The organism is Amycolatopsis sp. WGS_07, assembly GCF_045278895.1.
Classification (GTDB): domain Bacteria; phylum Actinomycetota; class Actinomycetes; order Mycobacteriales; family Pseudonocardiaceae; genus Amycolatopsis.
This window is the reverse complement of record NZ_CP136053.1, coordinates 1,745,708-1,766,524: the sequence shown is the minus strand read 5'-3', so window position 1 is coordinate 1,766,524 and position 20,817 is coordinate 1,745,708. Positions and strand designations below refer to the sequence as shown.

The window sequence follows — 20,817 nt, the reverse complement described above, 5'->3', positions numbered from 1 at the left end:
CGAACCGCCTACCTAGCCCACGCCCCCACCGAAACCGCCGCCAAAGCACCCAACCCACCAGCGCACCCACACCACCCCCGCACCCCGATACGAAGCCAAAACGCGGACGGAGGGTGCTTGTCAAGGCATCTTTCCCGCCTTGACAAGCACCCTCCGTCCGTAGTCACAATCAGGCTTCGGGGTGCCCCTCACGAGGACCGGGCGCAACGTCGCCGCCAGGCGACGAGCACCCCCAGAGACCCCTCAGCAATAGATCGCGCAGGTAGCCCCCACCGCCGACAACGACACGATGAACCAGATCAAGAAGATCACCGCCGGAATAGCCGCCAGAATCCCGCACACCAGCCCGGCGATCCCCATCCCCTGCCCAGTCCACCCAGGCTTCCCGCCCTGCACCATCCCAGCCCACGACAACCCAATCGCGGTAACCGCGGCGACGATGTCAAAGAACGGCACCCAGAAGAAGATCAACGCAACAATCCCCACCACCATCCCCGCGATCGCCAGCCCGCTCGTCTTCAACGGCGCCACCGGCGGATACGGCGAGCCATACGCCGCCCCATACCCCGGTGCCCCATACGGCACGGGATACCCCGGCGCGGGCACCGGCCCGGACGGATGGCCCTGCGCCGGGTCCTGGCCGGGGTAGGGCTGCTGCTGATAGGGATCCGTCATGGCGTGCACTCCTGCGAACTGTGGGCGACGCTGAGTCGTCGGCGGGTAGGCGCGGAACGTTACGCTTGGCCGGCCCCCGGCGGGGCGGGTTTCAGCCTTTCAACCCGGATTCGGTGACCCCGCGTACCAGATATCGCTGGAGAAACGCGAACAACAGCACGATCGGCACGATCGACAGCACCGCGGCGAGGAACAGCAGGTTCAGCTGCGGGTTCTGCGCGGTCAGCAGTCCGGACAGGGCGACCTGCACCGTCCAGGAGTCCGGCGACTGCGCGATGATCAGCGGCCACAGGAACGCGTTCCAGCTCCCGATGACGGTGATCACCGCGATCGCGGCGAAGAAACCGCGCGAGTTGGGCACCACGATCCGGCGGAAGACGCCCCAGCGGGACAGGCCGTCGACGCGGCCGGCGTCCTCCAGTTCCTTCGGGAAGTCCAGGAAGTACTGCCGGAACAGGAAAACGCTGAACGCGCTGAACAGGCCGGGGATCACCAGGCCGCGGAAATCCGAGAGCCAGCCCAGCGTCGACACCACTACGAAACTCGGCACGAACGTCACCGAGGTCGGGATCATCAGCGTCGCCAGCACCGCGTAGAACACCGGCTTCGAGTAGCGGTAGGGCACCCGCGCCAGCCCGTAGCCGGCGAGCGAGCACACCACCAGCAGACCGACGGTTTGCAGGACCGCGACGATCACCGAGTTCACGATGCTGCGCGCGAACGGCACGTCCTGCTGGTCGAACAGCTTCGTGAAGTTCTCCCAGTGGATCTGCTTCGGCCAGAGCGTCCAGCCCGGCGCGGTGATCTCCGCGCGGGACGCGAGACCGTTGCGCAGCAACAGATAGAACGGCAGCAGGAAGAGGATCGCGGACACGATGAGCGCCGTCCAGCGAAGCACCGCGCGGATCATGTCGCGCTCCGATCGAAGCGGAAAAACTTGCCCTGCAGGAGAGTCGCGACGGCGATCAGCAACGCCAGGATGATCGCGCCCGCGCTGCCGCGGCCCAGATCCTGGCCGCCGGAGCCGAGCGACGTGTAATAGAGGTACACCAGCGGCGGCCGCGCGAACGGCGGATAACCCCGGGAATCGCCCATGATGTTGTAGAACTCGTCGAAGGCCTGGTAGGCGTTGATCAGGTTCAGCAACAGCACGGCCACCGACGTCGCGCGCAGTTGCGGCAGCGTGATGTGCCGGAAGACCTGCCAGCCCGGCTTCGCGCCGTCAAGCCAGGCCGCCTCGTACAGATGCTGCGGAATCCGTTGCAGCGCGGCGAGGAACAGGATCATGTAGAAGCCGAGTTGCAGCCACAGCCGGGCGGTCACCAGCACCACCCAGTACAGCGGCGGGTGCACGGTGCCGGTCCAGGCCACCGGATCGATGCCGAAGACGTCGAGCACGGTGTTCGCGAGTCCGTACCGGACGCCGGAGAACAGCGACGTCTTCCAGACCAGCGACGCCACCACGTACGAACACGCGAACGGCAGGAAGAACACCGAGCGGAAGAACGCCTTCGCGAACCGCAGCTGGTTCACGCCGACCGCCAACGCCAGCGACAGCGCGAAGGTGAGCGGCACGATGAACACCGCGAAGACGCTGAACGTGCCGAGGCTCGCGACGAACGGGCCGTCGGAGAGCATCTGCGCGTAGTTGTCGAGGCCCACGAAGACGCTGGGGGTGACCGTGTTGCGCGCGTCGAAGAACGACAGGTACAGGCTCCACCCGATCGGCACGTAGGCGAAGATCGCCAGACCGAGCAGAAACGGACCCACGAACCCCCAGAACGCCAGCGTGTCCCGGGTTTTCCGGGACAGCTTCATCCGAACAGGCGTTTCAGCTCGGACTGCGCGACGGTGACCGCGGCCTTCGTCTGCGCCACCGGGTCCGCGCCCTCCTTGGCGATCTTCGCGACCGCGTCGGACAGCGCGGTGTTCGCCGTCTGTGTCCACACTGGACCGCCGATGAGGTGGCTGTTCTCCTTCACGAACTTCACCACGTCGGCCGCCGGGCCGGTGCGCAGCGTGTCCGCCTTGTCGATGAGGCTTTGCCGCGCGGGCACGTGGAAGCCGTAGCGGGTGGCGAACTCCAGCTGGCTGTCGGTCTGGTCGACCCACAGCCACTTCACGAATGCCTTGGCCTCTTTGACATGTGCGCTCTTCGCGTTGACCATCGCGCCATACGCGCCGACCGGCACCGACGGCTTGCCGCTGTCGTCCAGCTTGGGGAATGGCAGCACGCCGAAGTCGTCGTTGAGCGTGTCGCGGATCTTCGGGATGTTCCACAGACCGGTCCACTGCATCGCGCAGAGCCCGTCGACGAACGCGCCCGGGTCCGACCAGTCGGCGGGCGCGCCGAGCAGCAGGGAACCGTTGGCGTTCAGCGTATGCAGTTTGCTGAAGGCGGCGGCCGCGCGCGGATCGTCGAAGCCGACCTCGCGGTTATTGTTCTTCAGGTAGTCCAGCCCGGCGGACCACAGCAGCGGCCCGGTGAGCGTGCCGACGCCGCCGTCATTGCCCGCGAACAGGCCCTTCACGCCGTCCTTCGAGAGCTTGCCCGCGGCGTCGATCAGCTCGTCGACGGTCTGCGGCGGCTGCACGCCCGCGGCCTGCAGCATGCTCTTGCGGTAGACCAGCACCTGCGTGTCGGTGGCCTGCGGGATGCCGTAGACCTTGCCCTCCACGGTCTGCGCGGCCAGCACGGCGGGGCTGAAGTCGTTTTTGACCGGCCCGATGATGTCGTCGAGCGACACCACCTGGTTCTGCCGGACCCAGTCGATCTTCACCTGCGCCTCGAAGACGTCCGGCAGCGGGCTGTTCTGCAGCGCGGTGACGATCTTCGAGTCGTAGTCGCCCGGGTTCCACACCACGTTGACCTTCGCGCCCGGATAGCTGGCCGCGTAGTTCTTGACGGCTTCCTGCACGCCGTCCTCGCCGTAGGCGTGGTACCACTGCTGCAGCGTGACCTTCGGGGCCTGCGACGTGGTCGGGGCTCCCGCCGACATCGCCGTGGACGGCGGCGGGTCTCCCGGACGCCCGGTGTTCGAACCGCACGCCGCCGCGACCGCGCCGACCGCCGCCGTTCCCGCCAACGACAGGAACGACCTCCTGCTCCGCTGCTGCATCCCCAGTTCTCCTCCGACGTGCTGGGAAGGGCTCCTTGCCTGCAACAGATTCCCTCACGAAGCCCTTCCCAGGCCGACAACTCGCCGGAGATTTACCGCTCAGAGGTGTGAGATGTCGAGCTTTCCCTCGGAGTAGGACGCGCGCAGCCGCTTCTTGTCGAACTTGCCGACGCTCGTCTTGGGCACCTCCTCCACAAACGTCCAGTTCTCCGGCAGCTGCCACTTCGCGACCTTGTCCGCCAGGTACTCGCGCAGCTCCTCGGCGGTGGCCTGCTGGCCCTCCTTCACCACGACGGCGACCAGCGGGCGTTCGTCCCACTTCTCGTCCGGGATGCCGACGACCGCCGCCTCGGCGACCGCCGGATGGCCCATCACCGCGTTCTCCAGGTCGACCGACGAGATCCACTCGCCGCCGGACTTGATCACGTCCTTGGCGCGGTCGGTCAGGGTCAGGAAGCCGTCCGGGCTGATCTTGCCGACGTCACCGGTGCGCAGCCAGCCGTCGTGGAACTTCTCCGGGTCGATGTCGCTTCCGCCGTGGTACGCGCCGGCGATCCACGGACCGGACACCTCCAGCTCGCCGACCGCCTCGTTGTCCCACGGCAGTTCCTCGCCGTTGTCGCCGATCAGCCGGGCCGCCACGGACGCCGGGAACCGGCCCTGGGTGTAGCGGTAGGCCCAGCGCTCCTCGCCGGTCGCGCTGGCCGGCGGACGCGCGACGCTGCCGAGCGGCGACGTCTCGGTCATGCCCCACGCGTGCAGGATCGGCACGTCGTAGCGCTCCTCGAAGGCGTGCATCAGCGACGGCGGCGCGGCCGATCCGCCCACGACCACCTCGCGCACGTGGCTGATGTCCTGCGGGTTCGCGTCCAGGTGCGCGAGCAGGCCCTGCCAGATCGTGGGCACCGCGGCGGCGAAGGTCGGCTTCTCCGCGGCCAGCAGCGCCGCGATCGGGGCGGGCTGCAGGAACCGGTCCGGCATCAGCAGCGAGGCGCCGACCATCATCGCCGCGTACGGCAGGCCCCACGACATCGCGTGGAACATCGGCACGATCGCGAGCGCCAGGTCCTCCTGGGCCAGCCGCATGCTGTCGGACATGCAGACCTGCATCGAGTGCAGCCAGATCGACCGGTGCGAGTAGACGACGCCCTTCGGGTCACCGGTGGTGCCGGAGGTGTAACACATCGCGGCCGCGGCCCGCTCGTCGACTTCGGGCCAGTCGAACTCGTCGGACTGCGCGGCCAGCAGCTCGTCGTAGGAGTGCACCGTGATGCCCTCGGGCGCGGTGAGCGCGGACGCGTCGCCGTTGGCCACGACGACGTGCTTGACCGTCTTCATCCCCGGCAGGTTGCTCGCCAGCAGCGGCACGAGCGTCCCGTCGACGATGATGACGTGGTCCTCGGCGTGGTTCGCCACGAAAACCAGCTGTTCGGGGAACAGCCGGATGTTCAGGGTGTGCAGCACCGCGCCCATGGCGGGCACCGCGAGGTAGGCGGCGAGGTGCTCGGCGTTGTTCCACATGAACGTGCCGACCCGCTGGTCGCCGGTGACGCCGAGACTGCGCAGCGCGTTCGCCAGCCGGGCGGCGTGCTTGCCGAGTTCCGCGTACGTCTCCCGGCGGGCTTCTGAACCGGTCCAGGTGACGACTTCGCTCTTCGCGTGCACCTTCGTGCCGTGGCGCAGCAGCTTCGCGAGCGACAGCTGTCCGTCCTGCATCGTGCTCAACATGGGTGACTCCCGTGGTGCTGGTTCGCCGGTGAACTGGGGTGCGCCCGACTCTAATGCGCATCCGCCGGATCGGGCACGAACAAGTTCGGTCACGACTTGGCGCGAGCATCCCGCCATCGGGTGGCTGCCCCGCCCGTTCATGATCCACTTCTTTCGCGCTTTCTGTTGCGGGACAAGAAAATGCGTTGTGTTAACTGTGCGGAAATACACTCCCGTTCGGGTGAGTTAATGGGGCCGAAAAGGGCCCTTCCGGGCCGTTTTCACAGGTCGCGAGGGGTCCCCTCGCGCAGGTCCGCCGTGCCTGTCGACGGGTGATAAGTGCGTGTCGGTTGCGCGGACCGCGGGCACGTGGCGTTTACTGGGGCCGTGGTAAGTGACGGCTGGCCAGCGCTTGCAGCTGCAAGCATCGGCTGAGACCGTCGGCCGCGAAAGCGGAGACCTGAGAGGAAAGGACATTACGTTGGCTCTGCCCACGTTGACTCCGGAGCAGCGCGCCGAGGCCCTCGCCAAGGCGGCAGAGGCTCGTAAGGCGCGCTCGGAGCTGCTCGCTTCGATCAAGTCCGGCAAGGAGAGCATCGAGTCGGTGCTCAAGCAGGCCAAGGAGAACAAGACCATCGGCAAGACGAAGGTCACGCAGCTCCTCAAGGCGGTGCCCGGCCTCGGTGCGGTCAAGGTCGCCGCGCTGCTCGAGCAGGCGGGGATCGACCCCGACCGCCGGGCCGCCGGCCTGGGCGAACGGCAGCGCGAAGCGCTGATCGACGCGCTCAAGTAACGCCGATCCGGCGGCCGCGGGGAAGGTGTTCGCGAAGGTGTTCTTCCGGCAACACTTTCCCCGCGGCGCTCCCGGATCCTGAGACGCTGGTGGAGTGACGACCAGTACCGCGCCGGCGACCCCGGCCGAGACCACCGTCCGCTACCAGCGTGGCGACTTCTTGTTCGCGACCGCCCGGCGAGCCCTGCTCGCGCAGGGCGCGCTCGGCACCGTCGCCGACGCCGACCCGCGCCGCCTTGCCCGCTCGGCAGCCGCTGAGCTGGAGCGATCCGGCGTGCCGCTCGCTGTCGGCGTGCTGCCGTTCGACACCGGACCCGGCGCTTCCTCGCCGGGGCACCTCGTGCTGCCCCGGACGGTGCACCGCGCCCAGGCCGAGACCCCGGCCGCGCCGCCCGCCGCGGACCTGCCCGCTCCGGCGGCCACCCGGCGGCTCCCGTCCGCCGAAGGCCACCGCGAGAACGTGCGGGCCGCTGTCGCCGCTCTGCACGACCGCGACCTGCGCAAGGCCGTGCTGGCCCGTGCGCTCGAGCTGGAATTCGACGCACCGATCCCGGTCGAGGGGATCGTGCGCAACCTCGCGCGCGGCAACCCGCGCCACTTCACCTACGCCGCCGAACTGCCCGGCGGCCGCACCCTCGTCGGGGCCACCCCTGAGCTGCTGCTTTCCCGGGCCGGCGACTCCGTGTTCACGACCCCGCACGCCGGGTCGATGCCGCGTTCAGCCGACCCGGAGACCGACCGGGCGAACGGCGAAGCCCTCCTCGCGTCCGCGAAGGACCGCGAGGAGCACGACCTGGTCATCGACTACGTCATCGACGCGCTGCGGCCCTTCTGCCGCAAGCTCGACGTGCCCGCCGGCCCTGAGCTGGTGTCCACGCCCGCGATCTGGCATCTGCGCACGTCCATCACCGGCGAGCTGGCGGACCGCTCAGTGACCGCGCTCGACCTCGCCGCCGCGATGCATCCGACCCCGGCGGTCTGCGGCACCCCGACCGTCGCCGCGCGCGACCTGGTGCAGGAGCTGGAGCCGTTCGACCGCGGCTACTACGCGGGCGCGGTCGGCTGGGTCGACGCGGCGGGCGACGGAGAGTGGGCTGTCGCGATCCGGTGCGCCGAGGTGGCGGAGAAGTCGATGCGGCTTTACGCGGGCGGCGGCATCGTGCCCGCGTCGGATCCGGACATCGAGTACCGCGAGACGATCGCGAAGTTCCGCACCCTCCTCGGCGCGATGGGGCTCGACGACAGCGCCTCGTGAGTGTTGATCACGGTTAGAACCGGGATTGCCGCTCACGAGCTTTACGGCAGCCAGCGCTCCTCGGTGACGTCCAGGTTGTCCGTGGTCAGCGCCGCGACCGCCGCCCGGTGGCCGTCCGCCGCCTTGAGGTCCGCGAGCCGGGTCCGGGCCGGGTCGAGCGCTTCGTCGCCGGAGACCAGCAGCTCGGCCGGGGCGTCGTAGCGGGAGAACGTGATGCTCTGCAACGGGATTTTCAGGCCCTTGCCGGTGGCCTTCATCACCGCTTCCTTGCGCGTCCAGTACACGAAGAACGCCGCCGAACGCTCCTCGTCCGACAGGCCGGCGACAGCCTCCCGCTCGGCCGGGCTCAGCGCGTAGTCGACGAGCGAGGCGTCCGCCTTGCGGTTGGCGGTTTCGACGTCGAGGCCCACTGGCACCCCGTCAGTGACCGCGAGACCGATCAGATTGCCCGAATGCGAGATCGACAGGACGAGGTCCGATCCGGGCACGCGCGGGCGGCCGTGTGGTTTGCCACAGTCGTCGCAGGTCGCGTCGAAGCGCACGGATTCCGCCGCGCCGCCGAGCCGTTCGGCGACCAGCGTCTTCGCGAGCACCCGGCCGGTCAGGAAGCGGCGCTGGTCGATTTCGAGCCGGTAGGCGTCGTAGCGGCCTCGCTCCAGGTCGTCGAGCAGCTTCAGGTAGCGGTCCTCCGCGGGCAGCGGTTCGGACCAGCGCACCACGATTTCGGTCACCGGCACACCCTCCCTAGTCTGCCTCCGATCTTGCCGGGGTGCGGCGCGGTTTGTCATGCCCCTATCCCGAACGCGGCGAAGGCCCCCTCGGAGTCCGAGAGGGCCTTCGCGGCGTGGATAACGAGTGCTACTTGTTGTTGCGCATCGCGATGGGGACCCCGGCTAGGTCCTCCTCATTGCAAAGCACTTTCACGTCGTAGTAGGGCGAACCCTGTCGCTCGTCGTAGTCTAGGTGAATCGCGAGGACGTCGAGCGGTTCTCCGAGCCACTCCTGGGCCTGCCTCAGCCACACTGCGCAGCGTTCCAGGGCGCTGGGCAGATCGTCGTCGCGAAACTCGACTGGCCGATACGGGACGTCCTGGACCTGATCGCGCGGGTTTGAGGGTGCGGGCAGGCCAGGCGAGAGACCCGAGTCGTCCAGTTCGAGTTGGATCGTTTGCTCAGTCACCCTTCGAGCGTCCCCCACGTTCGCCGTCTGAGCAAGGCGTATGGCGCTAAAAGCCCTCTTGGACAGGCAAGTCCCACACTTGGGCGACCACTGCGAGGCATTGTCGGAGATCATCGGCACGCACTGCGACCGGATGTCCGAGCATCCGCAACCCCAGTTCGGCGTAGTGCGTGGCCAGGCCTTCGAGCTTCAGCGGCCCCTTCGGCGAATACCACCTGGCCACGCCGCTGCACATTTCCAGCAAAGCGAGCCGCGTCACGGCCGGTTGTGCGGTGTGGAACACGTTCGTCGCGACGCCGTCTTCGATCGCGCGCGCCCAAAACTGCTCGTATTCGTCCCGCAGCGCGACGACTTGAGCACGCGCTGGAGCCGAAAGCGCGTCGACTTCGTTGTCCACCACGCGGGTTTCCCCTGGCTGCGCGGCGTGCGCGAGGACGTGCAACGCGACCAGCGTGCGCAGCCGGACCACCGGATCGTCACTGCCCGCGGTGGCCTTCGCGACCGCGTCGATCAGTCGGCGCAGCGAGGTCGTCATGATCTCGACAAGAAGATCTTCCTTGGTGCCCATGTAGTGGTAGAGCGTCGCCGAAGAAAGCTCGGCCTCCTGCGCCAGATCCCGAATGCCTGTGCCGTGAAAACCCTTGGTGGCGAACAGTTTCACGGCGGCCGCTCGGACCCGCTCGCCGCTGCTCACAGCCACTCCCCGGTGCTGCGGTCCCAGGAACCCGCGCGCAGGTCGGCGGCTTTGCGCAGCTCGCCTTTCGCGACGCGTTCCGACGGCGTGCGCGGCAGATCGTCGGCGAACGTCCAGAACCGCGGCACCTTGAAGTACGCCAGTTGCTGCGCGCAAAACTCCGCCAGGTCCTCGGGCGACGGCCGGTTCTCGCCGCACACGATGTACGCCTTCACCTCCTCGCCGCGCAGCTCGTCCGGCACCGCGAGCACGGCCGCGAGCTGCACCGATGGGTGCTGCAACAGCGCGCGCTCCACTTCGTCGGCGGAGATGTTCTCGCCGCTGCGGCGGATCATGTCCTTGGTGCGGCCGAGGTAGTAGACGCGCCCCTCGGCGTCCATCCGCGCGAGATCGCCGGTGTGGAACCAGCCGCCGGCGAAGGCGCGCGCGGTCGCTTCGGGATCCTCGTGATAGCCGTGCATCAGCCCGATACCGCGGATCAGCAGCTCGCCGGTTTCCCCACGTGGCAACGGTTTCCCGTCTTCGCCGGCGATCATCACCTCGCGGTCGCGAGTGGGCCGCCCGATGCAGCCGGTGCCCACCGCGGCGTCGTGATCGGCCTCGGAAACCCGGATGTCCCCGCCGGTCTCGGTCATCCCGAACGCCTCGTACCACGGCACGCCCCAGCGTTGCTCCAGCTGAGCGTGCAGGTCGGGCGGGATCGCCGACGCGCTGATGGCGCGGACGCGGTGGTTCCGGTCGTCCGGATGCGGCGGCTGGCGCAGCAGCAGTGTCGGCATCAGGCCGAGGCAGTAGAACCAGGTGACCTCGTACTCGCGGACCTTCGCCCAGAACGTGGAGGGGTGGAAGCGGTCCAGTACGACGAGCGTCGCTCCGGCGGCCAGCGCGAGCGCGACGTTCCACTGTGGATCAATGTAGTGGAACGGTTGTGCGGTAAGCAGAATGTCGTCCTCGCTGACGGCGGGGAAGCCGGTGGCGAGGCCGATCGCGAGCGTGGTCCAGTACCGATGCGGCAGCACGCAGCCCTTCGGCGCGCCGGTGGTGCCGGAGGTGTACTGGATGTTCACCGGTTGTTCGGCGACGACCGGTCCCGGTTCGTAACGCGTTTCCGACCGCAGCGCGTCTGGCGTGAGGACGCGTTCCACGGACGTTTCCGGCGCGATTTTCTCCAGCAGTTCCACGAACTCTTCGGCGGCCACCGCGAGCCGCGCGCCGGAGTGGCGCAGAACGTGCGCGCCGTCGAATTCCCGGTAGTTGATGTTCACCGGGACCAGCACCGCGCCGAGTTTGGCGAGTGCGAGCCAGAGGAGCGGGAATTCCGGCTCGTTGCGCAGCATCACCGCGACTCGGTCGCCCGTTTGGACGCCCTGGTCCTGGAGCGCTTTCGCCAGGCGCCCGCTGCGTTCGTCGACGTCGGCGAAGGTGAACCGGGTGCCGGTGCTGTCGAAGATCCACGCGGTGCGCTCTGGCCAGAGCTGCGCGGCGCGCGTGACCAGCGCGACCAGGGTGTCGACGTTCTGCAGCGGCGTCACGCCCGGCTCCGGAATGCCTCGGTGGACTCGCGGACGGCGGCCGAGTGCTCGGTGATCAAGGCGTGGGTGACCTCGAGTTCCAGCGCCGAATCGAAGGCGTGGTCGATCCCCGCGTCCAGCGCCCGCTTCGCCATCGCGGCGGCCTCCGGCGGGTGATGCGCGATCTTCTCCGCCCAGCCGAGCGCGAGCGGCATCAGCTCGTCCGCCGGGACCGCGGCGTTGACGAGGCCGATGTCGTGCGCGCGACGGCCGTCGAACCGGTCGCCGAGCAGCAGCAGCTCCTTGGCCTTGACCGGCCCGACCAGCAGCGGAAGCAGCCTGGAAGCGGCACCGGTGACGCTCAGGCCCAGCGACACCTCGGGGAACGCGAACACCGCGTCCTCGGCGGCCAGCACCAGGTCGCAGCCCAGCGCGAACTCCGCGCCCGCGCCGATCGCGTACCCGTGCACGGCGGCGATCACCGGCTGACGCAGCGCGCGCAGCCGGCGCGTGACGTCCTGGAGCCGCTCCAGCCTCGCCCGGGAGTCACCCTCGGGGGTGGGCTCCTTCAGGTCGTGTCCGGCGCAGAAGGCGCGGCCGTTGCCGGAGAGCAGCACGACGCGGGCGTCACTGTGCGCGACGGCTTCGAGTGCGGTCAGGAAGTCGTCCACCAGCACGGGCGCGACGGCGTTGAGCCGCTCGGGCCGGTTCAGCCGGATCTGCGCGATGCCGCCCTCGACGGCCAGGTCAACGGTGCTCATGCCGCCAAGCCTAGACGTTCGATCGATCGATCGATAGTGTCAAAGGCATGCAGGTTGACGCGGTGTACGAGAACGCCAGGCTGGTCACCGGCGACACCGCGCTGGCGGTGCTGCACGGCCGGATCGTGGCGCTGGGCGACGACGCGCGCGAACTGTCCGCCCGCCGGCGGGTGGACCTCGGCGGCGGGTTCGTCGCGCCCGGGTTCCATGACGCGCACAACCACATGGCCTGGTTCGGCATGGGCCTGGACGACGTGCCGCTCAGCGACTGCCGCACCGTCGACGAGGTGTACGCCGCGGTGGCGCGCCGCGCGGCCGAGCTGCCCGCCGGGAGCTGGGTCGTCGGCAGCGGCTACGACCAGAACAAACTCGCCGGCGGCGAGCACCCGGACCGGCACGGCCTAGACCGCGCCGCACCCGGCATGCTCGTGCGGCTCAAGCACACGTCCGGCCACATGACGCTCGTCAACTCCGCGGTGCTGGACAGGCTGGACCTCGCGAACGTCCCGGTCGGCGGCGACGTGGTCCGCTCCGCCGACGGCTCGCCGACCGGGCTGCTGCGCGAGCAGGCGCAGCTGCTCCTGCGTCCGCTGACGTACCCGACCCCGCTCGAATCGGTGGTCCGCGGGCTCGACCGGGCAAGCCAGCAGTACCTGTCCGAGGGCATCACGAGCGTCCAGGAAGCCGGCATCGGCGGCGGCCTGGTCGGCGAGACCCCGCCGAACTGGCCGCGTACCAGCTCGCCCGCGAGCGCGGCGTGCTCCGGGTGCGCAGCACTGTGATGGTGGCCGCGAGCGTGCTGCACGACCTGCCCGACGGCGCCGGCTTCGGCCTGGACCTCGGCCTGCGCACCGGCCTCGGCGACGAGTGGCTGCGCATCGGCCCGATGAAGCTCTTCGCCGACGGCTCGCTGATCGGCCGCACCTGCGCGATGCACGAACCGTTCGAGGGCGAACCGGACAACCGCGGCTACTTCCAGGTTCCCGAGGACGAGCTGACCCGCACCATCCGCCAAGCCCACGACGCCGGCTGGCAAATCGCCACGCACGCCATAGGCGACCGAGCCGTCACCGTCGTCCTGGACGCCTACGAAGCCGCCCTCGCCGCCAACCCGCGCGCCGACCACCGGCACCGCATCGAGCACTGCGCCGTCCTCCCGCCCGAGGAGCTGACCCGCCTGGCCGCGCTGGGCCTCATCGCGTCCCCGCAGGGCCGGTTCGTGAACGAACTGGGCGACGGCATGCGCGCGGCGCTCGGCGAATCGCGGGTGCCCTGGTGCTACCGCCTCCGCAGCGTGCTCGACGCCGGATGCGTGCTGCCAGCCAGCTCGGACCGTCCCGTCGTCGACGGTGCCCCGCTGCTGGGCCTCGCCGACATGGTCCACCGCCGCACCGCCACCGGCGAACCATTCGCGGTCGAGGAAGCACTGACTCCCGCCGAAGCCCTGCGCGCCTACACCTACGGCTCCGCCTACGCCACCTTCGCGGAGAGCTACCTCGGCACCCTGGAACCGGGGAAGCTCGCGGACTTCGTTGTGCTGTCCGCAGATCCATTGTCCACTGTGGAGGAAGCACGCGTGCTCGGCACCGCGGTGGGCGGCGAACTTCGTTACGAGGCCGCGTGATCGGGATGCTGTCGTCGCTTTGGCCACGTCCGCTTATTCAGTTGTCGGTTCATCGATCGATAGCTGTCACTCCCTTCTTGCTTGACACCGACACTGGTCCTGCACTGATACCTGAACCGTAGCCGCGACCACCGACAAAAACCGGCCAGAACCAGAAAGGGGCGCCCGATGCCCGTCCGTGACGCCGTCTTCGAGGATGTCGAGGAGATCTGCGCCCTCATCGAGGAACACGCGGTCTACGAGGACAAACACGACCTCAAACTCGACCGCGCCGAAATGAGCGGCCACCTGTTCGGCCCGGAACCGAAGGCGTGGGTGCTGATTTGCACGCCGCCGGGACGTCCGGACGTCGTCGCCGGGTTCGCCTTCTGCAGCTGGAATTTCTCCACGTGGGAGGGCCGTCCGGGGATCTGGCTCGACGACCTGTTCATCCGCCCGCAACACCGCAGGCACGGACTGGGCCGGGAACTGCTGGACGCACTGCGCGCCCGGACGACGGGGCGGGTCGAGTGGGACATGCAGGAAGGCAATGCCAAGGCGGAGGCGTTCTACGCACAGCTTGGCGCGGAGCCGGTACCGGGCTGGGTCCGGTACCGGTGGCGGCCGTGACTGCGCTGCGGAGGGGCTGACTGGGGCTGATCGCGGCGGGGAGCTTGGGTGCTCTCGCCAGGCGGTGGGTGGGCTGGTTGTGGCGAGGTTCGCTGGGAACTGTGGCGGGTTTGGTCAGGTGCCCCGGGCTGGGCGGCTGGGGCGGGCTTTGCTGGGTGAACGCGGGGCGGCGGGGGCTGGGGTGGTTGCGGTGAGCCCGGTGCCTCTGTTGCCCTGGACGGGCGGCTGGGACGGGCCCGCAGGGCAGTCGCGGCGAGTTTGGCTGGGGTGCCGGTCGCGGCGGCCGGGCGGGGTGTGGCGAGTCTGACCAGGCGATGGCGGTATCTCTGACTGGACTGGGTGCGGCGAGCCTGACCAGGCGACGCCGGTACTGCTGACTTGGCTGGTTGCGGAGAGCCTGATCGGGCGTCGTTGGCGACTCAGGTTGGGGTGACGGCGGGTGTTGCTGCCGCCCTGATCGGGCGGCCGCAGTGGGCTTCGCTGTGCAGCCCCGGCGAGCTTGACCACGCAACCGCGGCGATCCTCGCGAGAATGGCCGTGGCGTCCCTGACCGGGCAACCGCGGCGGGTCGGGCCCCGTATCGTAGGCGGTATGGGAGATGGTTCCGTCCGGAAGTCGTCGTCGGTCGAGGACTACGTGCGTGTGATTTACGGGCTGGTCGAACGGGGCGAGGCGGTCACCAACGCGTCGCTGGCCGGGCGGCTGGAGGTGAGTCCTTCGTCGGCGTCGGGCATGGTTACGAAGCTCTCGCAGCTCGGTCTCGTCGCGCACGTGCCCTATCGCGGCATCGAGCTGACGGGCGAGGGGCGTCAGCTCGCGCGGTCGGTGCTGCGCAGGCACCGGCTGATCGAGACGTACCTGGTCTCCGAACTCGGCTACACCTGGGACGAGGTCCACGCCGAGGCCGACGCGCTGGAGCACGCCGTCTCCGATCGGCTGGTCGACCGGATCGCGGCGAAGCTCGGCAATCCGGTGCGCGATCCGCACGGTGATCCGATTCCGGCTCCGGACGGCAGCGTCGAGGAGCTGCCGATGCGCATTCTCGACGATCTGCCGCCTGGTGCGGTCGGCGAGATCGTCCGGGTGTGGGACACCGATCCGGACTTGCTGCGCTACCTCACCGAGCACGCGATCGGGCTTGGCGAGCGCATCGAGGTGGTCGAGCGGCAGCCGTTCGGCGGGCCGATGGTGGTGAAGGTTGGGCAGCCGCCGGACGCGGCGACGCACGCCATCGGCAAGGAGATCGCGCAGGCGTTGTCGGTCACTCTGCGCTGAGGGCTGCGCTCGGGAGCGTACGCGGGAGTGTCGCCGCCGGACGGATGTGCGGGCGGGGGCGTGCGCCGACGATGGTCGGCATGACCACTACCAAGCCGTTCCGCTTCGGCATCGTCTCCGGGTTCGCTCCGGATCTGGGCTCCTGGACCGCGCAGGCTCGCCGGATCGAGGAACTCGGTCTGGACACGATGTTCGCGACCGATCCGGTCGGCGGGCTCGACCCGTTGACGCTCGTTCCGGCCGCCGCCGCGGTCACGAGCAAGCTCACCGTCGGCACCTTCGTGCTGGCCGATCCGTTCCGCGATCCCCGGAACCTCGCGTGGCAGGCGGATTCACTGCATCAGGCGACGGGCGGTCGCTTCCTGCTGGGGCTCGGCGTCGGCCATCCCGGAGCCGGGAAACACGCCGCGACGCTCGGGCGCGAGTTCGCTTCGCCGGGTGAACGCATCGCCCGGTTGGCGGACACGATCGAGATGCTTTCGCAGCGCCCCGACCGGCCCCGGTTATTGCTCGCTGCTTCCGGTCCCAAAATGCTCGCGCTCGCCGGGCGCACCGCGGACGTCGTCACGTTTTCCTGGGGACCGCGCACCACCGAGGACCAGGCTGACTCCATTGTGGACACTTTTCGCTCGTTCGCGGGAGACCGGGACGTCGAAGTGGCGGTGAACCTCACCGCGATCGGGGACAAGCCATCCCCGCAGCTGGCGCGCTACACCGGAGTCGACGTACCGCAGCTGGTCGCGGAGAAAGCCGTGACCGTGCTGCCGGAAAACCCCGACGCCGCCGGGGAAATGCTTCTCCGCTGGCGAGAGCGGTGGGGGATTTCCTGTGTCACGGTCAATTCCGGCTACGCGGAACCGTTTGCCGCGATCGCCAGTGCACTGTCCGCACAAGGGTGACAGCTCTTCCGATCATGCGTTATCCGGCCTACGCTCCGAGGTTTCCCAGAGACGTGGTTCGGAGCGTGTGCGATGACCGGTCAGCGAACACCGACGATCGACCGGGGGAGGGCGACGGGGCGGGATCTCGGGCAATTGCTCGAAACCGGCCCGTTCGCTGAAGCGCTGCGCGCGGCCATCCGGGCCCGTGGGCTTGGCCTCGAACGGATCAGATACCGGCTGCGGGGCAGAGGAACGACGGTCAGCCTCGCGACGTTGAGCCACTGGCAGTCCGGCCGCTGCCGCCCGGAACGCCCGGAATCCTTGCGGGCCTTGCGAAATCTCGAGCAGATCCTCGGCGTCCCGGACGGGTCGCTGCGCAGGCTGCTCGGCCCGCCGCGTCCGCGCGGCCAGTTCCATCAGCCGGGCCAGCCGCTTTCCTGAGCGCGCCCGGCCGCGGCGGGCGGCGAGTGCGCTGGCGCATCCCGACGTCCGCGCGCCGTCGTCCGCCGCGTTCTCACAGCCGCCCCTGCCCGCCGCGTCGGCTCGCTGCCCAAGAGCGCCCCAACGCCACATTGGGTGCATGTGACGCACCGAATGTGGCGTTGGGTGCATGTGACGCAACCAATGTGGCATTGGGGGCGTGCGGGCCCGGGTGAACGGAAACTCGCGGCTTCTACGATCGAACCATGCGTGCGGTCGTGATCGAAGAGTTCGGCGTGCTTCCCGAAGTGCGTGAGGTACCGGATCCGGTGACTCCGGACGGCGGGGTCGTCATCGCCGTCGAGGCGACCGGTGTGTGCCGCAGCGACTGGCACACCTGGCAGGGGCACGACGAGGCGGTCCGGTTGCCGCACGTGGCCGGGCATGAACTCGCTGGGCGGATCGTCGAGGTCGGCAGCGGGGTCGAGGGCTGGGCGGAGGGCGATCGGGTGACCGTCCCGTTCGTGTGTGCGTGTGGCGTCTGCGCGCAGTGTGCCAAGGGTGACCAGCAGATCTGCGACGACGAGTTCCAACCCGGCGCGACGCACTGGGGTTCGTTCGCCGAGCTGGTCGCGATCGAGCACGCGCAGACGAACCTGGTCGCGTTGCCGGACTCGATGTCTTCGGCGGAGGCTGCTGCGCTCGGTTGCCGCTTCGGGACAGCTTTCCGCGCAGTGTTGCGCCAGGGCGGCGTACGCGCGGGACAGTGGGTGTCGGTGTACGGCTGTGGCGGCGTAGGCATCTCCGCGGTGCTGTTGGCGGCTGCTGCGGGCGCGAAGGTGGTGGCGGTTGACGTCTCGCCGCAGGCGCGCGCGTTGGCGGAGCGTTCTGGCGCGGTGTTGAGCGTGGACGCCGGTGCGTTCGACGGGCCGGAAGCGTTGGCTGCGTACGTCCGTGAGCGCACTGAAGGCGGTACGCACGTGTCGCTGGACTGTCTCGGCTCTCCGGTCACCTGTGCGGCTTCGGTGGGCAGTCTGCGCAAGCGCGGCCGGCACGTTCAGGCCGGGTTGATGCCGCCCAGCCAGGGGTGCCGCCGATTCCGATGCATCGGGTGGTCGGCGGTGAGCTGGAGATCGTCGGGATCCATGGGTTGCAGGCGTATGAGTACCCCGAACTGCTCGGGGTGGTCGAGCGGTCCGGGATCGATCTGGCTGGGTTGATTGGCACGCGGATCCGGTTGGACGGAGTGCCAGCCGCGCTCGCTGCGATGAGTGAACCGGTGCCTGCCCGGGCCGGGGTGACTGTGGTCGAGTTCGGGTGACGAGTGGTGACTGTCGAACACCGTGTGTGGCGAGTCCGAGTTGTAGCTGAAGAAGGCCTGGCGGGTGCCGCGGTGGTGTGGAATTCTCCGAAGCTTGGCGGCAAGTGGCGAGGGGAACCCGCCGCAGGAGCGCCCATCAGGGTGACTCCTGCGGCTACCGGCCCCGGGGCGGCGTGATGGAGCTGCTGCCGCGGCCGCGCCGGGAGATCTCCCCAGGTGCGGTGCACGTCCCGGATTGGCTTAGCGCACAAGAACAACGTGACCTCGTCACGGCCTGTCGCGGCTGGCGCGGTTACCGCTCGACCCGGTTGCCGAACGGCGGGGTGATGTCGGTGCGCACGGTCTGTCTCGGCTGGCAATGGCTGCCCTATCGCTACGACCGGTTGCGTGAGGACGGTTCGCCAGTGGAGCCGTTCCCGGACTGGCTGGCTGACCTCGGCCGCCGCGCGATCGCCGACGCCTACGGCAAGCCCGCCGATGATTACCAGCCTGACGTCGCGCTCGTGAATTACTACGACGCCACCGCGAAAATGGGCATGCACCAGGACAAAGACGAGCGTTCGACGGAGCCGGTGGTCTCGCTGAGCCTCGGCGACACGTGCGTGTTCCGCTTCGGCAACACCGAGAACCGCAACCGGCCGTACACCGATGTCGAACTGCGCTCGGGCGACCTGTTCGTGTTCGGTGGCCCGGCGCGATTGGCGTTCCACGGGGTGCCGAAAACGTTGCCGGGCACCGCGGATCCGGATCTTGGCCTGACCGGGCGGCTCAACCTCACGCTGCGGGTTTCGGGGCTGTGAACCGGACCCGCTGACCAGGCCTGAGCTGGGCGGCGACGTCGAGGTCGGCCTCGTCCACCACCGCCGCGACGGGGTAGCCGCCGGTGACCGGATGGTCGGCGAGGAACAGGATCGGCACCCCCGACGGCGGCACCTGGAGCGCGCCGGGAACGGCGGCCTCCGGGGCCAGTTCGCCCATCCGGGCGCGGGCGAGCGCCGGGCCGTCGAGGCGGACGCCGACGCGGTCGAGGTCGTTCGTCACGGTGTAGGTGCCAGTGAGCAAAGTGGACAGTGCGGACGGGGTGAACCAGTCCAGCCGCGGCCCGGGTTCCAGGCGCAGCACGGGTTCCTCGGCCAGCCGCGGCAGCGGGGCGAGGTCGACGCACGGTTCGTGGTGCACGACGGAACCGATCGGCAGCGACATTCCGGCCGCGAGTACCGGCGGGCCGAGTTTGCCCAGCGTGTCGGTGGCGCGGGCGCCGAGCACCGGCGGCACGTCGAGACCGCCGCGCACCGCGAGATAGCTGCGCAGACCGAGTGACGCGACGCCGAGTTCGAGTTCGTCGCCGGGTCGCAGGACGATCGGCGCACCGACGGCGGCAGCCCGGCCGCCAGCGCGGATCGGCAGCTGAGCGCCGGTGACCGCGACGACCGTATGTTCGGACACCCGTAACCGCAGCCCGCCGAGGGTGACCTCCAGCGCCGCGTGCGTTTCCGGGTTGCCGACGAGCCGGTTGGCCAGCTTCAGCGACCCCCGGTCGGCCGCGCCGGACCGGCCGACGCCGACGGCCGCGTATCCGGGACGGCCAAGGTCTTGCACGGTCGCGAACGGGCCGGGCGCGAGGATCTCGATCTTGCCGGTCACCGAATCGCCTCGAACCGCACTCGGGTGCCGGGGACCAGCAGGTTTGGCTGCTCGCGGTCGACGTTCCACACCTGCGCGCCGCTGTGCCCGAGCAGATGCCAGCCGCCGGGCGACGGATGCGGATAGATCGCGCTGTACTCGCCGGCGATCGCCACCGCACCAGCGGGCACGCGCGTGCGCGGCGTGCGGCGGCGCGGCAGGTGCAACGCTGGGTCGAGGCCGGTCAGGTAGGCGAAACCGGGTGCGAAACCGCAGAACGCCGCGACGTAGGTGGCGGCCGAATGCCGTTGCACGACTTCGGAAACAGAAAGCCCGGTGGCCTCGGCGACGTCCGCCAAGTCCTCGCCGTCGTAGCGCACCGGCAGGGTGACGGTGGCGGCCGCCCGCTCGGATACGTCCATTGTGGACAACGAAGTCAACGAGCGGGTTAACGTGTCAGCGTCGGTGCGGACCGGGTCGAAACGGACCAGCAGGGTGCGTGCGGCGGGAACGAGTTCGACGACGCCCTCGGGCTGGGCGGCTTCGCAGGCCGCCTGAAACCCGAGCACGTCATCGACTTCCACTAGCAACGCGGAACGGCCGTAGCGCAACACAGTGCTCACACGAACGGCCTCAGTACTACTCCGGATTCAGTGAGCAGCTCGCGAATCCGCCGGGCCAGCTCGACCGCGCCGGGCGTATCTCCGTGTACGCAAAGGGAATCCGCCCGCAAGGTGAGCTTGCCGCCGTCAGCGTCGACGACCTCGCCGGTGGACGCCATGGTGAGCGCCCGCGAGGCGACTTCGTCAGCGTCGTGCAGCACTGCGCCTGGCAGCTTTCGCGACACCAGCCGCCCTTCAGGTGTGTACGCGCGATCGGCGAACGCTTCTGCGTACGCAGGCACGCCCGCCGCCTGAGCCGCGCGCAGCATTTCGGAATCCGGAGGACACAGCAGCGCCAGATCCGCGTGATAGCGCCGTACGCCTTCGACAAGCGCCGCCGCCTGCTCCGGATCGACAGCTGCGGTGTTGTACAGCGCGCCGTGCGCCTTCACGTAACGCACACAGCTGTGTGCTGCGCGCGCGAAGGCGTCGAGAGCGCCGATTTGGTACAGCACTTCGTCGGCGAGGTCTTCCGGCGCGATGTCGAGCGCGCGACGGCCGAAGCCGGCCAAGTCGCGGTAGCCGACGTGCGCGCCGATGGTGACGCCGCGTTCGGCCGCGCGTTCGCACACGCGGCGCATCACGCTCGCGTCGCCCGCGTGGAAGCCGCACGCGACGTTCGCGCTGGTCACGATGTCGAGCATGGCTTTGTCGTCGCCCATCGTCCAGGCGCCGAAGCCTTCTCCGAGGTCGCTGTTGAGGTCCATG

Annotated in this window: 20 protein-coding genes and 2 pseudogenes; 9 read left to right on the top strand and 13 right to left on the bottom strand. The window is 69.2% G+C overall.

Annotation, left to right across the window (positions count from 1 at the left end):
• Positions 1 to 243: 243 nt before the first annotated feature.
• From RPX00_RS08105 to RPX00_RS08085, 5 genes are all read right to left on the bottom strand, one after another.
• Positions 244 to 675 carry a DUF4190 domain-containing protein gene (locus tag RPX00_RS08105; RefSeq protein ID WP_406638842.1) on the bottom strand — a complete coding sequence of 144 codons (432 nt, stop codon included), beginning with the start codon at positions 673 to 675 and terminating at the stop codon, positions 244 to 246.
• Between the two features lie 91 nt (positions 676 to 766).
• Complete coding sequence (locus RPX00_RS08100) at positions 767 to 1,585, bottom strand: carbohydrate ABC transporter permease (protein ID WP_406638841.1); 819 nt, start codon at positions 1,583 to 1,585, stop codon at positions 767 to 769.
• Complete coding sequence (locus RPX00_RS08095) at positions 1,582 to 2,493, bottom strand: carbohydrate ABC transporter permease (RefSeq protein ID WP_406638840.1); 912 nt, start codon at positions 2,491 to 2,493, stop codon at positions 1,582 to 1,584. Before RPX00_RS08095 ends, RPX00_RS08100 begins: the two co-directional genes overlap by 4 nt.
• Entirely contained in the window at positions 2,490 to 3,794 is a 1,305-nt protein-coding gene (locus tag RPX00_RS08090; RefSeq protein WP_406638839.1) for an ABC transporter substrate-binding protein, read from the bottom strand. The genes RPX00_RS08095 and RPX00_RS08090 overlap by 4 nt, the downstream gene beginning before the upstream one ends.
• A gap of 99 nt (positions 3,795 to 3,893) precedes the next feature.
• Entirely contained in the window at positions 3,894 to 5,522 is a 1,629-nt protein-coding gene (locus RPX00_RS08085) for a long-chain fatty acid--CoA ligase (protein ID WP_406638838.1), read from the bottom strand.
• A gap of 460 nt (positions 5,523 to 5,982) precedes the next feature.
• On the opposite strand from RPX00_RS08085, the gene mihF reads away from it, so the two are divergent.
• Positions 5,983 to 6,294, top strand: a complete 312-nt coding sequence (mihF, locus tag RPX00_RS08080) for an integration host factor, actinobacterial type (RefSeq protein ID WP_050788348.1) — start codon at positions 5,983 to 5,985, stop codon at positions 6,292 to 6,294.
• 94 nt (positions 6,295 to 6,388) lie between these two features.
• A complete protein-coding gene (locus tag RPX00_RS08075) occupies positions 6,389 to 7,549 on the top strand; it encodes an isochorismate synthase MenF (protein ID WP_406638837.1) in 1,161 nt (386 codons plus the stop codon).
• 41 nt (positions 7,550 to 7,590) lie between these two features.
• On the opposite strand, the gene RPX00_RS08070 is transcribed toward RPX00_RS08075, so the two are convergent.
• The 5 genes from RPX00_RS08070 to RPX00_RS08050 form a co-directional block, all read right to left on the bottom strand.
• Positions 7,591 to 8,280, bottom strand: coding sequence for a 4'-phosphopantetheinyl transferase family protein (locus RPX00_RS08070; RefSeq protein WP_406638836.1), 690 nt, complete (start codon positions 8,278 to 8,280; stop codon positions 7,591 to 7,593).
• A 127-nt stretch (positions 8,281 to 8,407) separates the two neighbouring features.
• Positions 8,408 to 8,728: a hypothetical protein gene (locus tag RPX00_RS08065; protein ID WP_406638835.1), complete on the bottom strand. Its 321-nt coding sequence runs from the start codon at positions 8,726 to 8,728 to the stop codon at positions 8,408 to 8,410.
• Positions 8,729 to 8,774: 46 nt separating this feature from the next.
• Positions 8,775 to 9,422, bottom strand: coding sequence for a TetR/AcrR family transcriptional regulator (locus RPX00_RS08060; RefSeq protein WP_406638834.1), 648 nt, complete (start codon positions 9,420 to 9,422; stop codon positions 8,775 to 8,777).
• On the bottom strand, positions 9,419 to 10,954 hold the full coding sequence (locus tag RPX00_RS08055; protein WP_406638833.1) for an ATP-dependent acyl-CoA ligase: 1,536 nt from the start codon (positions 10,952 to 10,954) through the stop codon (positions 9,419 to 9,421). The genes RPX00_RS08060 and RPX00_RS08055 overlap by 4 nt, the downstream gene beginning before the upstream one ends.
• Positions 10,951 to 11,694 (bottom strand): enoyl-CoA hydratase/isomerase family protein, encoded by a 744-nt coding sequence (locus RPX00_RS08050; RefSeq protein WP_406638832.1) that lies wholly within the window; start codon positions 11,692 to 11,694, stop codon positions 10,951 to 10,953. Before RPX00_RS08050 ends, RPX00_RS08055 begins: the two co-directional genes overlap by 4 nt.
• Positions 11,695 to 11,741: 47 nt before the next feature.
• Between RPX00_RS08050 and RPX00_RS08045 the strand changes: the two are divergent.
• The 7 genes and pseudogenes from RPX00_RS08045 (at position 11,742) to RPX00_RS08015 (ending at position 18,624) form a co-directional block, all read left to right on the top strand.
• Positions 11,742 to 13,318: pseudogene (locus tag RPX00_RS08045) on the top strand (amidohydrolase).
• 168 nt (positions 13,319 to 13,486) lie between these two features.
• On the top strand, positions 13,487 to 13,927 hold the full coding sequence (locus RPX00_RS08040; RefSeq protein WP_406638831.1) for an N-acetyltransferase family protein: 441 nt from the start codon (positions 13,487 to 13,489) through the stop codon (positions 13,925 to 13,927).
• 591 nt (positions 13,928 to 14,518) lie between these two features.
• The gene (locus RPX00_RS08035; protein ID WP_378299828.1) at positions 14,519 to 15,202 is read left to right on the top strand and encodes a metal-dependent transcriptional regulator; all 684 of its coding nucleotides are present in this window, start codon (positions 14,519 to 14,521) and stop codon (positions 15,200 to 15,202) included.
• 80 nt (positions 15,203 to 15,282) lie between these two features.
• Positions 15,283 to 16,101 (top strand): LLM class flavin-dependent oxidoreductase, encoded by an 819-nt coding sequence (locus tag RPX00_RS08030; RefSeq protein WP_406638830.1) that lies wholly within the window; start codon positions 15,283 to 15,285, stop codon positions 16,099 to 16,101.
• Positions 16,102 to 16,173: 72 nt separating this feature from the next.
• Positions 16,174 to 16,524, top strand: a complete 351-nt coding sequence (locus tag RPX00_RS08025; RefSeq protein WP_406638829.1) for a transcriptional regulator — start codon at positions 16,174 to 16,176, stop codon at positions 16,522 to 16,524.
• A 245-nt stretch (positions 16,525 to 16,769) separates the two neighbouring features.
• Positions 16,770 to 17,824 (top strand): annotated as a pseudogene (locus RPX00_RS08020) (alcohol dehydrogenase catalytic domain-containing protein).
• A 176-nt stretch (positions 17,825 to 18,000) separates the two neighbouring features.
• Positions 18,001 to 18,624: an alpha-ketoglutarate-dependent dioxygenase AlkB family protein gene (locus RPX00_RS08015; RefSeq protein WP_406638828.1), complete on the top strand. Its 624-nt coding sequence runs from the start codon at positions 18,001 to 18,003 to the stop codon at positions 18,622 to 18,624.
• Here RPX00_RS08015 and RPX00_RS08010 read toward each other — a convergent pair.
• From RPX00_RS08010 to RPX00_RS08000, 3 genes are read right to left on the bottom strand one after another with little or no spacing between them, the layout of a single operon-like run.
• Complete coding sequence (locus RPX00_RS08010) at positions 18,599 to 19,468, bottom strand: biotin-dependent carboxyltransferase family protein (RefSeq protein ID WP_406638827.1); 870 nt, start codon at positions 19,466 to 19,468, stop codon at positions 18,599 to 18,601. The genes RPX00_RS08015 and RPX00_RS08010 overlap by 26 nt on opposite strands.
• Positions 19,465 to 20,070, bottom strand: a complete 606-nt coding sequence (locus RPX00_RS08005; protein ID WP_406638826.1) for an allophanate hydrolase subunit 1 — start codon at positions 20,068 to 20,070, stop codon at positions 19,465 to 19,467. Before RPX00_RS08005 ends, RPX00_RS08010 begins: the two co-directional genes overlap by 4 nt.
• Positions 20,067 to 20,816, bottom strand: a complete 750-nt coding sequence (locus tag RPX00_RS08000) for a LamB/YcsF family protein (RefSeq protein ID WP_406638825.1) — start codon at positions 20,814 to 20,816, stop codon at positions 20,067 to 20,069. Before RPX00_RS08000 ends, RPX00_RS08005 begins: the two co-directional genes overlap by 4 nt.
• Position 20,817: the final 1 nt, after the last annotated feature.

What these genes read in the sequence shown, in the direction of transcription:
- RPX00_RS08105 (WP_406638842.1), bottom strand. Translation starts at nt 675, where the DNA reads ATGACGGATCCCTATCAGCAGCAGCCCTACCCCGGCCAGGACCCGGCG.
- RPX00_RS08100 (WP_406638841.1), bottom strand. Translation starts at nt 1,585, where the DNA reads ATGATCCGCGCGGTGCTTCGCTGGACGGCGCTCATCGTGTCCGCGATC.
- RPX00_RS08095 (WP_406638840.1), bottom strand. Translation starts at nt 2,493, where the DNA reads ATGAAGCTGTCCCGGAAAACCCGGGACACGCTGGCGTTCTGGGGGTTC.
- RPX00_RS08090 (WP_406638839.1), bottom strand. Translation starts at nt 3,794, where the DNA reads ATGCAGCAGCGGAGCAGGAGGTCGTTCCTGTCGTTGGCGGGAACGGCG.
- RPX00_RS08085 (WP_406638838.1), bottom strand. Translation starts at nt 5,522, where the DNA reads ATGTTGAGCACGATGCAGGACGGACAGCTGTCGCTCGCGAAGCTGCTG.
- RPX00_RS08050 (WP_406638832.1), bottom strand. Translation starts at nt 11,694, where the DNA reads ATGAGCACCGTTGACCTGGCCGTCGAGGGCGGCATCGCGCAGATCCGG.
- RPX00_RS08040 (WP_406638831.1), top strand. Translation starts at nt 13,487, where the DNA reads ATGCCCGTCCGTGACGCCGTCTTCGAGGATGTCGAGGAGATCTGCGCC.
- RPX00_RS08035 (WP_378299828.1), top strand. Translation starts at nt 14,519, where the DNA reads ATGGGAGATGGTTCCGTCCGGAAGTCGTCGTCGGTCGAGGACTACGTG.
- RPX00_RS08030 (WP_406638830.1), top strand. Translation starts at nt 15,283, where the DNA reads ATGACCACTACCAAGCCGTTCCGCTTCGGCATCGTCTCCGGGTTCGCT.
- RPX00_RS08025 (WP_406638829.1), top strand. Translation starts at nt 16,174, where the DNA reads ATGACCGGTCAGCGAACACCGACGATCGACCGGGGGAGGGCGACGGGG.
- RPX00_RS08015 (WP_406638828.1), top strand. Translation starts at nt 18,001, where the DNA reads ATGGAGCTGCTGCCGCGGCCGCGCCGGGAGATCTCCCCAGGTGCGGTG.
- RPX00_RS08000 (WP_406638825.1), bottom strand. Translation starts at nt 20,816, where the DNA reads ATGGACCTCAACAGCGACCTCGGAGAAGGCTTCGGCGCCTGGACGATG.